The sequence below is a fragment of the uncultured Aquimarina sp. genome (assembly GCF_947500065.1).
GTDB lineage: Bacteria > Bacteroidota > Bacteroidia > Flavobacteriales > Flavobacteriaceae > Aquimarina.
Map to the genome: position 1 here is coordinate 276,475 of NZ_CANMQT010000001.1, position 15,392 is coordinate 291,866.

A 15,392-nucleotide genomic window follows, 5' to 3' on the forward strand; every position below is an offset into this window, starting at 1 on the left:
GGGCTATTTAGAAAGTTATTAATTCTGTTTTTCTGATTTATTTCGAGATCTCCCTGATAGTGTCTAATGATAAAGAGAAACTAGACTTAATTGTTTGACATAAACTTAACTTTCTAAATAGCATCTTCCATATGTCCATATGTATCTGGATTACTAATCAATCTTATTTATAAATAATAAACAGTCTAACTTTTTGGAGAAAGGATAATGAATTGTTAAGGAAGTATACAAGATGGATTCATACAGCTACATATCCTAGGGAGAACAAAACATAACGAAACTTACTTTAATTAAAAATTTAATAGGATTAGACAAGACTAAGGCAGATGAGCTTAGTGGAATGTTAAATCAACTTTTAGCAGACTATCAAGTTTTTTACCAAAATTTAAGAGGACTTCATTGGAATATCAAAGGAAAAGAATTCTTTGAATTACATCTGAAATTTGAAGAGTTCTATGATGACGCAGTAATTAAAATTGATGAAATTGCCGAAAGAATTTTAACCCTTGAGGCTGAACCTTTGCATACATTTTCTGACTATCTCAATAATTCCAAAATAAAAGAAGAAAAAGGTGTAGCTAACGGAATTAAAGGAGTCAAAATAATCATGAAAAACTTCTCAGCCATAATCATTCTTGAAAGAGAGATTTTAAATCTTGCGGGAGATGCTGAAGACGAAGGAACCATGAGTTTAATGAGTGATTACATATCGCAAACAGAAAAAATATTATGGATGCTTAGCTCCTACTTACATTAACAAAACAACTAATGGTAATAAGTTGTATTGATAATAAAGAAGGAATGTTATAAAAAGAGAATCCTATGAATATATACTAAGCACAAAAACAAATTTTTGAGTTCTGTTGTATTACCTATTGATATTGTATAGAGAGGTAAAACTAATAACAAAAAGAGATCAAACCAAACACCCTAAAGTTAGTAGACTTAAAACATGTTGTTCTTTAATTGCTTAATTTAAAGAAAGCAAACGAAAAAAATAAAAGTATATTTATTAATGAAACAGAATAAAAAATTACCAGATAATGATTTAAAATATTTGACTTTTAGTCAAGAGGAAATTAAAATATTAGATCATCAGCATTATTGTTTCATATATTTCGAGGAAGCTCCTTGTAATCTTTTTATTAATTTTAAAGAGGAAAAAAACACACCAAACACACTTCTTTTTTTAAACCCAGGAGAAGTACTATTCTCAAATGCAAAAACATGTTCTAAAGTTCATGTTATAGCATTTAGAGGAAGTTATTTCACATCTAGTTTAGAAGTAATAGCAAGTAGATTTAGCACTAAGTTTTTCAATAATTACTTCGAAGTTGCTAAGATAGAATTTAAGAAAAATAAAATTTCCATTATTGAAGATATTTTTAAATACCTTGAGGCAGAAAAAGATAGCACAAAACATCAATTAAAAAGTTTCAAAGGTGCTATAGATACTTTAATAATTGAATCATTAAATACGAAAACATCGGTCGGATATAAATATTTGATAAAATTCAATAACCTATTAAATATTGAACACGCCGTTAATCACAAAGTATCAGATTATGCTAAACAGTTGAACCTAAAATCAAAACAATTTTTAATCTATTTGAATGAAATAGATGCACAGAATCCTAAAGAAATTATTTTAAAAAGACTTTTGCTCGAGTCACAAAAACTATTACTTTCTACTAATTTGAACTCAGCAGAAATTACATATAAAATAGGATTTAATGACCCTGCTTATTTTAGCAGGTTTTTTAAAAAACACACAGGAATAAGTCCTTTAAAATATAGAAGTAAATACAAAGACATCCTAGAAGAATCTGATAATTGAACTTCAAGACTAAAAAGAAAAACACACCATCTTTTATGACCTATTAAAAATAGTTTTGCTTTAAATAATTAATAGAAAAGATATTTATCGTAAAATAAATTTTATTAAGATTAGTGTTTTGTCAGATACACAGTATCCTTAAATTCTATTGCATTAATAATTAATACTGAGCAAGAAGATAAATTATTGACTTGGGATAATAAATTTAGGGTATTCATGAATCTTTAATAATGGGTTTCTTATTCTATTCATGAACATCTTTAATTAACTATTTTCAGATTTATAAAATGAAAAAAAATAAAATAAAATATTCTAATATAATTATCCGCTTCATATTAACGTTACTCATTACTTTTGCCTGTTCAGGACAAGAATTGGAACATTATAACGACCGGGAATCAAATCAAAAAAATCCTGGGTTTGAGTTAATAATTTCAGGAATTGTAATTGAAAACCCCGAAGCGGATCACTCTGATCCCTCAACGGAAATACATTTTACATATTGGGTTAGTCATTATTGGGCATTTGGTGTAGGATATTCATTTGTTTTTGAAGATAAAGGAAGGATTGGACATGAGGTTACAACATTAGTAAGTCATAAACCTTGGCCGATACTAACATTAAATGCAGGTCCAAGTTTTGCGCTTCCCAATTCCGAACAAGATTTAGAGGTAGCAGCCTATTTTGAAGGGGAATTGAATATTAAAATTGGAAAAAAAGGTTTTCACACAGGACCTGTTATTGGAACTTTAATTGGAGAGGAGTTTCGATACTTCGGAGGGATTCATATGGGGTATGAATTCTAATTATTTTAATTTTCATGATTATATACTATAAATAATTAAATCACTATCAAATTAGTAGAAAAACATAAATTTGTAACCATAATAGAGTCGCAACTCACTAAAGTTCGATAAACCTATTATTAACTGATACAGAAAAGTGGGGCAACATCTTCGATGTTATCCATATGTCGATTACTGCTTATCTAACACAAACTGAATGGAACTAGATTACATAGAAAACATAAATGAATTTGGAGAAAACGTTGTTAGATTATATAATTTTGATAGACATCAAGTTATTAAGTTTAGTGAATTAATTAAAGATACCATTGTAAATAGAAAGCAGCGACTGGATCTATCCCAAGTTGATTTTATCGAAAACCGTAATTGTAATTTGATCCTTGGACTGTTTAAAACTGATGAAGGGATACTTAGTAGTGATAATATAACTTTTTATTGTGCTCTAACACTGGAAAGTTATGCTAATATATTAAAACTTCTAGAGCCATTCTGTGAGAAAGAAACTAAAGGCTATCAGTATTTATACGATATTGATAATCCAACTGATTTTTTATTTTCTCCTGCTGGTACTTGGTAAGTAACTTCATCCCATTTGAATATTCTTACGCTAATCAAGTTTAAATGAAGAATGATTCAATTTCTTTTGTTAGTCGCCTTTAAAACGAATAATGATGTAAGTATTATACATCCTCTCCTCAAATCTAGTACATTGCATTCATAAACGTATTATTATGAAATTAAACTTATTGTCTTGTGATGCTCAGAGACCAGATAAAAGGGCAATAGCCAAATGTATTATAGAGATTTCAATCAATATGGACCAATCTTTATCAAATGAACTTACGGATATACTTTTAGAAGGAGACGCTGTAGATATTGAGATAGCAGATAAAAATTCTGGTTCTGCCTTAAGAGCTTTACGAAAACTAAGTATTGATTACGAAATTATAGAATGAACCAAACCTCCTATTAAAAATGATACTTAATGGTTCTATTAACTAATAACAATAAAATAAGGTATTGCAACTTTGTTGATACGATTAGAAGACCAAATACTTTCTGCAGATAAGACAAGAAACATCTAAAAACAAAAAAAAGCCTTCAAAATCAAAAGATTAAGAAGGCTTTAAGTACTCGGGACGGGACTTGAACCCGTACGTCCTAATGGACATTGGATTTTAAGTCCAAGTTTTTACATGCTTAAAAAAACCTAAAAACGCCATAACATCCGATTAATATTAATAAAATCAACACTTACCAAACATTTATAAAATCGTAAAAAACCAATAAAAACCACAAAATGTTGAAACTATGTTGAAACTAGATTGATTATATTTGCAGTCTAAAAGCAAAATATCGGTATGGCGACTACCAAATTAATGTTATATAAAGGCAAGAAAAAAGAGGATGGAACTTACCTCCTATCTCTTAGAATTACACATAGTAGAAAAGCTAGTTATCTATTCTTTGATTGGTTGGCAGAAAAACATTGGGATGACAATCAAATGCGTGTAAAAAAATCACATCCTAATTCACAACGTTTAAATCATCGTATCATACAAAAGCTTGCAGAAGCTAATGATCTTATCCTAGAATTTGAAACCAAACGAAAATCATTCACTGCTGCAGATATTGTTAATGGACTTAAAGATGGAAGAAAAGACAGCTCATTTTTTAAACTAGCGGAACAATACATCACCGAACTTAATGCACAAGGAAAATTCAATAGAGCAAACCCAGATGGGAGTAGAATAAAACTATTTAGAGAGTTTCTTAAAGATTCAGACATCCAATTTCATGAAATCGATACTGCGCTTTTAAAACGTTTTAAAACCTACATATTGACCAAAACTAATCAGCGCGGAAAGACATCCGCAGAACGATCAGTAATGAATACATTTGTAGTCATAAGAACCTTGTTTAACCGAGCAATTACTGAAGACAGAGCTGATCAAAAAGATTATCCTTTTGGAAAAAACAGAATCCATATCAAGTTTCCCGAAACTGTAAAAGTAGGACTAGATGAAAAGGAGATTTCTGATATTGAATCATTAGAGTTAGAACACTACTCTCCTATTTGGCATACCCGTAATGTTTTTCTATTCTCATTTTACCTGGCTGGTATTAGAATTTCTGATGTATTGAATGTTCGATGGTCCGATATTCAGGATGATCGTATTATATATCGAATGAACAAGAACAATAAAGTAGATTCTTTAAAATTATCCGATAAAGTTAAGTCAATACTCAATTACTACCATCACGACAAAAAGAGCAAACATGATTACATTTTTCCTGAGCTAAAAAAAGCAAACCAAAAAGACCCAAAAGACATCAACGCCAAGGTTAAAACCGCTGTCAAAAAGTTTAATAAGTATCTGAAAGAAATTGCAAGACAAGCAGAAATTGACAAAAAGGTAACTACCCACATTGCAAGACATTCTTTCGGAAATATAGCAGGTGATAAGATATCCCCACAGATGTTACAAAAACTATATAGGCATTCTCACTTAACCACCACAATTGGGTATCAAGGTAATTTTATTCATAAGGATACGGATGAAGCATTGGATAGCGTGATTAATTTTTAGGTTCTAAGTGAATAAATAATCGTAAGCTGCATACAATAAGTAAAGAACTAAATCTTGAAACAAAACTTACTATTTATTTACCCAGATATACATTTGTCACCGCTGGATTACTCAAAGGAATATCTAAAGTGCAGGTATGAGATATGCTAGGGCATACTAATTAATATACTAGGAAAGCTTATTTTGAAAATGAAATTTTGAATAAAGATGCGTATAAGATTTTCAGCTAAGCTGATATAGAATTTAAAATTAACTATTTACATCTCTAATTACACTCTTTTTTTTAAATATTCCTTTGGATAAAACGTTTTCAAAGATGTTTCACAAATCTTAAATTCATTCTTCTTAAACCTTAAGATTAACTACTAAATAGATTTTACTATCAAGAATATTACCACTGCAGTATGTTTTTTAAGAAATTCGTTTTAGAGAGGATTAATTTCAGCCTTCAATATTTACTCGGAATTTATAAATAACGACATATTCCCTTTGTTTAAAAGCAATTCTCCCCTCATATTTGCCTCGATCAAAACTTATTTTAAAATATCTTGATCAGGTGAATAGCTAAAAAAAAATACAAATCTCTTTAATGACGTGAACAATCTAAATATACGACTAATAGACGTCCAAATAGTTTTCACGTTTATTTTATAAATATCTGACAGGTCTAAGTAACTCATAAAAAAACATTCTACTGCAACTACGGATTCAGAGGTATTATAAACTGTATTTCTGTATTCGGAAAGGATATTTTTATGCCTAGTTTGAAAAGGAATTAAAATGTTTTTGAAAATCTAAAAGAAAGCAAATAAGAAAAAATCAATAATGAAATCAAATCAAAATCAAAAAACAGTCGATGGAATTATATCAGGAGATAGTAAAACGTTAAAAAACTTCTACAAAAACAATCTGCCATTTATAACGAAACATATAATGGAATATGGAGGAACAGAAGATGATGTAAAAGATGTTTTTCAAGATGCATTCATAGTAGTATACTGCAAATTATGCAATAGAGAATTAAGACTCAATGCTACTATTGACGCTTATTTTCAAGGAGTTTGCAAAAATATATGGAGAAATCAGCTGCGTAAACATCAGGCTGTTTTAGGCTATCAATGGATTGTAGACACTAAAGATAATCAGGAATCTTGTATAATAGAAAATATAATACAACAGGAACAACAAAACCTTTATAAAAAACATCTTTCTAGACTCAATGTATCGAGGAGGTACCTGCTATCATTGTTTTTTGATGGAAAAAACATAGAAGAGGTTGTAAAGTTGACAGGGTATACACCAGGGTACATACGCAAAAAGAAATGTGAATCCAAAAAGATGTTGATACAAAGGATCGCTCAGGACCCCCTCTTTTCCGAGTTACAACAAAGCCCATCAAAAGTCATATGGAATTAAAAAAATAAAAAATCAAGGTAACATTTGTAAGTCTCATGACACGTACTTATAGGAAAAGGAAATTTAAGTATCTGAAGAATAAAAAGTATAGAGTTATAAAATGTTAAACATCATCTTTTAAGGAATATGATTTGCATCGATTATATGCAGCTAATCTTATTATGGGATTTAGTAACAAATGATCTAAGAAAGAAAAGATGGATTGTTAAAACAGGGAAAAACGTCTCTAGAGTTAACTAGATTTTCCTTTAGGTTCGAGACTGGAAAAATTGAATAAGGATATAAATTATTAATAAATCAATCACATAAATGAGTAAGATCAAACACACTTTTGTCTTTTTTTGGATTTGTATTTCTGCAGTTTCACAAACTGTAGAAAATCAAAGACCAGATGTCACTCCCACAGCTCCGGCAGCGTATGAGTTTTTAAAATACGGGGATATTCCCATGAATGAATATACGGGAAAAGCTACCATTACAGTTCCAATACATACCATAGAAATGGATGGTATACAATTACCTCTGCAAATGAACTATACAACAGGAGGTATAAGAGTTACACAAGAAGCCAGTGTTGTTGGTTTAGGATGGGATTTCAACCTTCCTGCAATAGTACAAACAATTAAAGACAGAGATGATTATGGGTATTCTACAGCAATGCAAAAACTTCCTGATTTTACAGGTGGTACTGTATACCCTACAAGCGGTAATGATCATCCTGATATCACTCCTTCTAACTATGTAGGTATGCCCGCCACATCTGGATATTCTAATATGGCACAATACTTTGTAGCTAGTGGAGACTTTATAGTTGCTAATGAACAATACAGTAATCAGTTTTATGATATGACATATACGTGGAATCACGATTCAGAGCCTGATATGTTTAGAGTTAATATAGAGGGAGAAGAATTGATAATGACCAATGATCGCACAAAACCTGTAAGTTCTAACCCTACACTATTGATTATAAATGGTAAGGATAACTATAAGGTAAATCTCATTACTTCTACAATAAACGGACATGTAAGGGTAACAGGTATTAAAATCACCACGCCCAGAGCGGACCAGTATTTATTTGAAGTTGTAGATGTTATAGAAGGGAATGCAACTAGTTCAGGGCATTTAATACCGGGGACATCAGGAAGTAACTACATCTCCTCAAAGATTTATAGATTAACTAGTATAATATCTAGAATTGGGAATGAAATACTTATAGATTATAACTCCACAGAGATTTGGGAAACTACAAAAAGGACTCAAAATTATTTCAGACGAACTGGCACAACTAGTATCAGGAATTATATTAATAGTGGAGAAAAATCTGATGCCGTTGATTATGGTAGTCTTTCTTATTTTTCTAATAATACGATGAATTCGTCTACAAGCAATTCATACCATAGTCAACATCAGAATTACAATTACTTCACAAAAATAACAACACCCAAAGAAGAAGTTCATTTTAATTATAGCGATCGTTCTGATTATAACGGCATGAAAAAAATGGATGGTGTTATTATAAAAAATAAGCTACAACATTCTGTTGAGTCGTATTCTATGAACTATTCATATTCAGTAAGTAACAATGCTGATGGGAAAACTAATTATTTAAAACAACGTTTGATCCTTAATTCGGTTACAGAAGATGGTAAACCTCCGTATCAGTTTACTTATAATGCTATTAAATTACCAACCAAAGACTCTTTTTCAATAGATTATTGGGGGTATTATAATAACCATAATAATACTTCATTAATTCCATCTATGGCAGCATTGGGATATCCACAATACACGGATAATAACCAGAACAATTTTGATGCAAATCTTACCTATTCCAAAGCACAGTCGCTAGAAAGGATTGAATATCCAACAGGAGGTTCTTCGGTATTTCTTTACGAACTTAATAGTTTTGATGATTATACATTTAGTAATCTTTCTACGATCAGTATAGGTCACGGATTAAGAATTGAGAGAGTGACAAATTATGAAAAAAGCAACAGTGTTGCTAGTGTTAGGAATTACAGTTATACTAATGGGAAGGCAATTTCTAAAAGAAAATTTCTAAATACTTATCCAGAAAAAGTACTTCGTAGGACAAATGAGACTAAAGTTTTTTCTACGCCAGTTTTAGAAGTTAAAATGGATGGATTTACTACGTCTAATGGATTCGGAGAAGGAGATTATATAGGATATGATAAAGTAACTATAACCAATAATGATGGTGGGTTAGGTAGAACGGAAAAATATTTTGTAAACGTTCCTAATACAATTTTTAATGTAGATTATGGGAAAAGTTATCATCCTCAATATATTTCTGATCGTGCTGCTTTTAAAAATGGTACCATACTAAGAGAGAAAAACTTTGATGCTGATTCAAACGTAGTTTCCGAAGTTTTCTTTGACTATTTGATAAATACCTCTACTAAAGAACTTTATGGAGTAAACTTCAAATCGGTAGGAAATCACGTTAAACCATTCTATCAAGGTATGATAAATAAAAGCCTAAATATGTTAACTAGCTACCCGATTTTTGCTAACAGTACATACTTAAAAAACAAGAGAGAAATTCTTTATACACCAACGGGGCAAACAGCAACCAAACAGCAATATACTTATGACACTAAAAATCGCATAACAAAGGAAGAGATTTATAATACAAAAGTAGGATCTAACGATAAGATAACTAAAGAGTTTACCTATCCTGGAACATTATGGTCCAACAATTTTATTGGTATCCCTACAAGAGAAGTTGTTAAACGAAAAGGGCAGGTGATATCAGACAAACATACAGTTTATAAAAAATATGCTAATCTTAGTAACGCTATTTTATTAGAGGACGTATGGAATTGTTCCAGATCAACATCAGACCCAAGTACCTCTAATAATTGTATCAATACTTCTTTTAATAAATATGATAGTAGAGGTAATCTGTTGGAGTATCAAACCAATGAGGGTATCGTAACCAGTTTTATTTATGGTTATCAGGATAATTATCCGATTGCTAAATTACAAAACATATCCTACAATAACATTAGTACTTCTGTCATCAATAATCTTAAAAACCTATCGAATCAGGATAATGATAATTGTACCACTTTTAATTGTAAAGAACAAAATTTACGTATAGCATTACAGAACTTAAGAGCATCTTACAATAACACAAATGCATTTGTATCTACCTATACATTCGATCCTTTAGTTGGTGTAACTAGTATGACAGATCAAAGAGGGTATACGATGTATTATGAATATGATGAGTTTAACCGATTAGAAAAAGTAAAAGATCAGGATGGAAATATTCTATCAGAAAATGAATACAAGTATAAAAACAACTAATACAGTAATGAAGATGAAAAATTTATTTTTAGCCATTGCTGTACTGGTGAGTACAGTAATCAGCGCACAGACGCAAACAGAGAATTACGTAAAAACTACTGGGTATCAGACGGAAGTAAAGGAAGGACAACAAACCCAGGTATTGGAGAGTGACAAGGTCGTATCTGTCAATTACTTTGATGGATTGGGTAGAGCCAAGCAGTCGATAGCCGTTAGAGCAAGCGGACAAAAACAAAGTACCAATATACTAGATTGGACAGGTGACTGGACATTAGGTGGTGGACATACGCCATTGTTTAATATGAATGGTCAGTCTACGGATAACGAACGTACTTTTGGAACGAATCCATTTGGAGAACAATCTTTATTATGGCGTTGTGGTAATGATATCAATAGAGATGCCGACGGTGGGTGGAATACAGATTACATTCCGGTAGATAAAAATGTAGGATATAGATATACCGTTTGGGTAAAACGTACCGGATCACAAGATGGAAGCACCTATCACGGCACACAGAATGTAAATAATCTTAGTGGTACCGCTAATAATAACCCATATTTCTTAGTTGGAGATATGCCAAATCTTAATCAGTGGTACTTATTGGTAGGAGTGGTGCATCCGCATACCTATACAGGAGGAAATAGTGGGATCAGTGGAGTTTATGATATCAATGGAACTAAAGTAAAAAACGGAACCGATTTTAAATGGAGAAATAATACCACTACTGCACGATTTAGAAGTTATTTATACTATAGCACAGATATCAATGTGAAACAATATTTTTGGAATCCGGTATTGACTCAAATAGATGGAAACGGAGTACCGGTAACAGAGTTAATCCAGCAATCCAAACCCAAAGATATTATCACCCATTATGAGTATGATGACTATGGCAGGCAGTCTAAAGAATATTTACCCTACGCTTCTGATCAGACACAGAACGGAGCTATCTATGAGAATCCATTACCGGAACTTAATGCATTTTACAATACAACTAAGTATCAAAACACTACCAATCCATATTCAGAAAATATTTATGACAAATCTCCATTAAATAGAGTAGTAGAACAAACAGCACCCGGAGAAAGTTGGAAGTATGATCCGACGAAAGTTAATACCAACAATGTTACCTATACGTACAATAAAGAATATGAGCTTTCCAAAAGTTTTGGGGTTAGTGACCTTATTGGTGTAGGAGCTGGTGGAGGTGGTGGATCGGTTAAAATTATGGGTAATACTCTAACATTAAGTATAGACGGTAGCTGGTCTCCATATCCGTTGATCACAAACAAACCTATCGCTTATTTATATCCAAATCCGTTGATACCAATTAACGTAGATTTAGGGCAGTTAAAAGACACACAAGGTAATCTTATTCCATATAAGATACGAATAGAAGGTACTTCTCCAGGAAGCCCTTCTAAATTGATGATATCTGCTATAGGACTTCCTGCAATAACAAATGGAATAAAATATACGGTTTCAGCGCAATTACCTGATCTAGGAACAGCTAATTACACCTATAATAGAAGAGAATCAACCAATCATAGTATTACTACTCATTATGAAGTAAATACGAAAGGAACTGGTAGAGTAATCAAGTTTACATCTGGATTACAACAAGATGGATATTATGGAGATGGTCAGTTGACAAAGGTAGTTACAACTGATGAAAATTGGAAACCATCAGATGTTCGAAATCATACCACAGAAGAATATACAGACTGGCAAGGAAGAACTGTTCTTAAAAGAACCTTTAATAACAATGAACCACACGACACATACTATGTTTATGATACTTTTGGCAACCTCACTTATGTAGTACCACCAAAAGTAACTACCGATGACGGCATCTCTGATACAGAGATAGACGAACTGTGTTATCAATATAAATACGATAGTAGAAATCGATTGGTAGAAAAGAAAATCCCTGGCAAAGGTTGGGAGTATATTGTATATAACAAATTGGATCAACCCATAATGACTCAGGATGCGAATCAACGAGCTCGTAATGAATGGCTTTTTACCAAATATGATATGTTTGGAAGAGTAATCTTAACAGGGCTTTATAAAGATAATAGAGATAGAGTTGCAATACAAAGCTCTGCGAATTCAGCTGCTCAGCAGTATGATTCAAAGTTACCTGATGGTCAAATAGGACTGTTTTATTATTCTACTAATGCATATCCGACCAATGTACAATATTATAATGTGCATAGAATTAATTATTATGAAGATTATGTATATTTTGGTGGAGATCCGGTGGTACCCGCTTCTTCATATGGTACTTCAATCAGTACTAACGTAAAAGGATTATTAACTACTTCCAAGATAAAAGTATTAGAAATAGCAGATGCTTTTGTAACTACACAAACGGGGTACGATGAAAAGGGAAGAGTTATATATACATCAACAAAGAATGATTATCTAAATACTGTAGATAAAGTAGAAACCAAGTTAGACTTTGTTGGAAAAGTATTAAAAGCCAAGACAACTCATACCAAAGGAACTAATGCACCTATTATTACCATAGACACCTTTACCTACGATCACATGGGTCGATTATTAACCCAAAAACAAAAGATCAATGACTTTGCAGAAGAGTTAATTGTTCATAATGCATATGATGATTTGGGACAGTTAGAAAGTAAGAAAGTGGGTAACGCAGAACAAGCACCCTTACAGACGATAGATTATAAGTATAATGTAAGAGGATGGTTAACGGATATTAATGATGGTAATAATATCGGTAATGACTTATTTACCTTTAAGATCAATTATGATAATACTTCAATATCAGGTGCCAAAACTTTATATAATGGAAATATATCAGAAGTTCATTGGAAAACAGCCAATGATAATACATCAAGAAACTATAAGTATTCTTATGATGCCTTAAACCGTATTACTAGTGGATTAAGTAATGAGCATAAATACAACCTATCTTACGTGACTTATGATAAGATGGGAAATATCAAAACACTAAAACGACACGGATGGAAAAATAGTAGTAATTATTGGGATATGGATATCCTATCTTATACTTATGATGATGGCAATAAACTTTTGAAAGTAACCGATGGAGGGAACAAAAGCTATGGTTTTAAGGACGGTACTAATACCAATAATGACTATAGCTATGATTCTAATGGTAATATGACCCAGGATTTAAATAAAAAGATTACCAGTATACTTTACAACCATCTGAATTTACCATTAACTATAGAGTTCAATGGAGCATATGATGGAGAAATCCTTTATACATATAGTGCCGATGGAACAAAACTAAAAAAACTAACAGTAGAAGGAAACAATCAGACTATCACTGAATATGCCGGCAATTACGTATATGGGCAAAGTTTTGGAAATTCCGTTATTAAATTTATCAACACACCCGAAGGTTATGTAGAACCTAGGTATTCACTAGTAAAACCCGGTTCAGGTATACCCCCTACTATTTTAGGGGTTGATTATGTATACCAACTTAAAGATCACAATGAAAATATAAGGCTTTCATTTTCAGACTCTGATAACGATGGGAAAATAGATGTTGTTAGAAATAACTCGGATATTGATGGAGATGGTGATTTAGCCATGGAGATTAGAGAAGAGAAAAACTATTATCCATTCGGTTTGCAGATGAAAGGGTTTAATGATATAGTTCGTGGTAGAAAGCATAATTATGGTTTTGTCGGTAAAGAAGAACAATCTGAACTTGGATTAGATTGGTTAGATTTTGGAGCCAGAAACTATGATCCTTCTTTAGGAAGATGGATGAATCTTGATCCAATGTCTGAAAAGTTTTATGAATGGACACCATACAAATATAGCTTGAACAACCCTATTCTTTTTATGGATCCAGATGGAAATTGTGAAACCTGTTGGAAAGCCATTAAAAAGTTTTACGGAGGTGTTTGGAATGGTTTTAAAAATACTTATGTTAGTGCCGGAAGCGCAATTAAATTTGCTGTTTCTGATCCAAAAGGAGCGGCTAAAGCGGCAATATCAAATCATATAGAACGGGTTAAAAACCCTCTTATTTTGCTTAGGGACACCAAGGACGTTGTAGCTACAGTAAACCCTGCTGTTGCGATAGTAGATGACATGTTTGTAGCTGCTACTTCTAACGATCCATTTACAGATGTAGGGAATAATGTAGGCGAAAGGATTGCTAACCAAACTATGGAAGTTGCAGCAGAAGGAGGTGGGATTATTATTGGTAAGACTGCTAGGATGCTCAAAGATCTAAGTAAATCTGTTAAACTCTCAACAAACAGCATAAGGTTTAGTCAAACTTCGGTTAATGGTCTAGAAGATCTAGTAGGTAGTATGAAAAAGAATGGTTGGGCCGGAGACCCTATAGATGTCGTAAAAATGGAAGATGGGGGACTTACAACGATAGACAACACAAGAGTTTTGGCAGCGCACGAGGCTGGGATTAGTGTAGAAGCTGTTATTCGTCAATCTGATGAATTGTTACCAGCAAGTATGAGTGAGAGATTTCCTCACCCAAAAAAGAAAGGTGTTTATGCAAAAACTTGGGGAGAAGCTATTAATTTCAGAATAGGAAAACAAAATTCTGGTTATAGAAATACTTACCCAAGTGGTTCTCAAGTAATAAATGGCAAAAACTAATTTACAGATCCATTAAAACAAATAAATCAGGAGGGTTTAGAACCCTCCTGATTTATTATTTATATATGCCAGGAATACTAATTGATTAGACAGATGTTATTTATTTGACAATTACTATTTTATCTAAATTGTATCCTAATTCTTCTACTAAATAATTTTCGGTTTGTTCTTGATCGGAGATATCAATTAGAATTTCTTTTCTCCAATCAATTAAAATTAAATTAAAATTATTTCCTAATTTTAATAATAGCTGTAGCAATTTTTGTCCTCTACTATCTTCAATTATTAAAGAACCACCTATTTCTAACAACCAAATACTTTCGGTGTATTTTTCCTTGGTTTCCACCAAAACTGCCATATATTCTAAGCCCCACGCTTTGGTTTTTTTTACTTTTGTATATGAATTAGAATAGCCTTTCTTTATGTTATCGGTCCTTTTACTTGTGATTTTATCTAAAACCTCTTCAACTTCCGAAACCAATATTTTTTCATCTATCAATGCAATAGGTTGATCATCTAACACTTTGATTGAACTAAAACCATGTTCATTGTCTAATTTATCATTAGAAATTACTGTTTCTTCTAAATATTTTTTTGAAAAAAAATAATTTTTATTTGGAATAAGTTCAATTCGTTTAAAATCATCTTCATGAAATGACAACTCTATATTCTTCTTAATATTAAATTTTTTCATTCTAATTATTTATTTTCATTCATCATTTGAATACACAAGTCAAAATTATATTAAAGATAAGTAAATAAGTCAAACT

10 protein-coding genes are annotated in these 15,392 nt (G+C 31.8%); 9 read left to right on the forward strand and 1 reads right to left on the reverse strand.

The genetic code is table 11. From position 1 onward, the window contains the following. Positions 1–340: 340 nt before the first annotated feature. From Q0975_RS01390 to Q0975_RS01430, 9 genes are all read left to right on the forward strand, one after another. The gene (locus Q0975_RS01390) at positions 341–757 is read left to right on the forward strand and encodes a DNA starvation/stationary phase protection protein (protein ID WP_299432009.1); all 417 of its coding nucleotides are present in this window, start codon (positions 341–343) and stop codon (positions 755–757) included. Positions 758–1,015: 258 nt separating this feature from the next. After that, positions 1,016–1,837 carry a helix-turn-helix domain-containing protein gene (locus tag Q0975_RS01395; RefSeq protein ID WP_299432012.1) on the forward strand — a complete coding sequence of 274 codons (822 nt, stop codon included), beginning with the start codon at positions 1,016–1,018 and terminating at the stop codon, positions 1,835–1,837. Between the two features lie 287 nt (positions 1,838–2,124). Beyond that, positions 2,125–2,643: a hypothetical protein gene (locus Q0975_RS01400; RefSeq protein ID WP_299432015.1), complete on the forward strand. Its 519-nt coding sequence runs from the start codon at positions 2,125–2,127 to the stop codon at positions 2,641–2,643. 196 nt (positions 2,644–2,839) lie between these two features. Next, positions 2,840–3,220, forward strand: a complete 381-nt coding sequence (locus Q0975_RS01405) for a hypothetical protein (RefSeq protein WP_299432018.1) — start codon at positions 2,840–2,842, stop codon at positions 3,218–3,220. 154 nt (positions 3,221–3,374) lie between these two features. Beyond that, positions 3,375–3,599, forward strand: a complete 225-nt coding sequence (locus Q0975_RS01410) for a hypothetical protein (RefSeq protein ID WP_299432021.1) — start codon at positions 3,375–3,377, stop codon at positions 3,597–3,599. Between the two features lie 405 nt (positions 3,600–4,004). Further along, on the forward strand, positions 4,005–5,234 hold the full coding sequence (locus Q0975_RS01415) for a site-specific integrase (RefSeq protein WP_299432024.1): 1,230 nt from the start codon (positions 4,005–4,007) through the stop codon (positions 5,232–5,234). Between the two features lie 825 nt (positions 5,235–6,059). After that, positions 6,060–6,650: a sigma-70 family RNA polymerase sigma factor gene (locus tag Q0975_RS01420; RefSeq protein ID WP_299432027.1), complete on the forward strand. Its 591-nt coding sequence runs from the start codon at positions 6,060–6,062 to the stop codon at positions 6,648–6,650. A 309-nt stretch (positions 6,651–6,959) separates the two neighbouring features. Beyond that, a complete protein-coding gene (locus Q0975_RS01425; RefSeq protein WP_299432030.1) occupies positions 6,960–9,986 on the forward strand; it encodes a hypothetical protein in 3,027 nt (1,008 codons plus the stop codon). Between the two features lie 13 nt (positions 9,987–9,999). Next, a complete protein-coding gene (locus Q0975_RS01430; RefSeq protein ID WP_299432033.1) occupies positions 10,000–14,622 on the forward strand; it encodes a DUF6443 domain-containing protein in 4,623 nt (1,540 codons plus the stop codon). Between the two features lie 100 nt (positions 14,623–14,722). On the opposite strand, the gene Q0975_RS01435 is transcribed toward Q0975_RS01430, so the two are convergent. Next, positions 14,723–15,316 (reverse strand): hypothetical protein, encoded by a 594-nt coding sequence (locus tag Q0975_RS01435; protein ID WP_299432036.1) that lies wholly within the window; start codon positions 15,314–15,316, stop codon positions 14,723–14,725. Between the last annotated feature and the right edge of the window lie 76 nt (positions 15,317–15,392).

What these genes read in the sequence shown, in the direction of transcription:
- Q0975_RS01430 (WP_299432033.1), top strand. Translation starts at nt 10,000, where the DNA reads ATGAAAAATTTATTTTTAGCCATTGCTGTACTGGTGAGTACAGTAATC.
- Q0975_RS01395 (WP_299432012.1), top strand. Translation starts at nt 1,016, where the DNA reads ATGAAACAGAATAAAAAATTACCAGATAATGATTTAAAATATTTGACT.
- Q0975_RS01435 (WP_299432036.1), bottom strand. Translation starts at nt 15,316, where the DNA reads ATGAAAAAATTTAATATTAAGAAGAATATAGAGTTGTCATTTCATGAA.
- Q0975_RS01400 (WP_299432015.1), top strand. Translation starts at nt 2,125, where the DNA reads ATGAAAAAAAATAAAATAAAATATTCTAATATAATTATCCGCTTCATA.
- Q0975_RS01390 (WP_299432009.1), top strand. Translation starts at nt 341, where the DNA reads ATGTTAAATCAACTTTTAGCAGACTATCAAGTTTTTTACCAAAATTTA.
- Q0975_RS01425 (WP_299432030.1), top strand. Translation starts at nt 6,960, where the DNA reads ATGAGTAAGATCAAACACACTTTTGTCTTTTTTTGGATTTGTATTTCT.
- Q0975_RS01415 (WP_299432024.1), top strand. Translation starts at nt 4,005, where the DNA reads ATGGCGACTACCAAATTAATGTTATATAAAGGCAAGAAAAAAGAGGAT.
- Q0975_RS01420 (WP_299432027.1), top strand. Translation starts at nt 6,060, where the DNA reads ATGAAATCAAATCAAAATCAAAAAACAGTCGATGGAATTATATCAGGA.
- Q0975_RS01410 (WP_299432021.1), top strand. Translation starts at nt 3,375, where the DNA reads ATGAAATTAAACTTATTGTCTTGTGATGCTCAGAGACCAGATAAAAGG.
- Q0975_RS01405 (WP_299432018.1), top strand. Translation starts at nt 2,840, where the DNA reads ATGGAACTAGATTACATAGAAAACATAAATGAATTTGGAGAAAACGTT.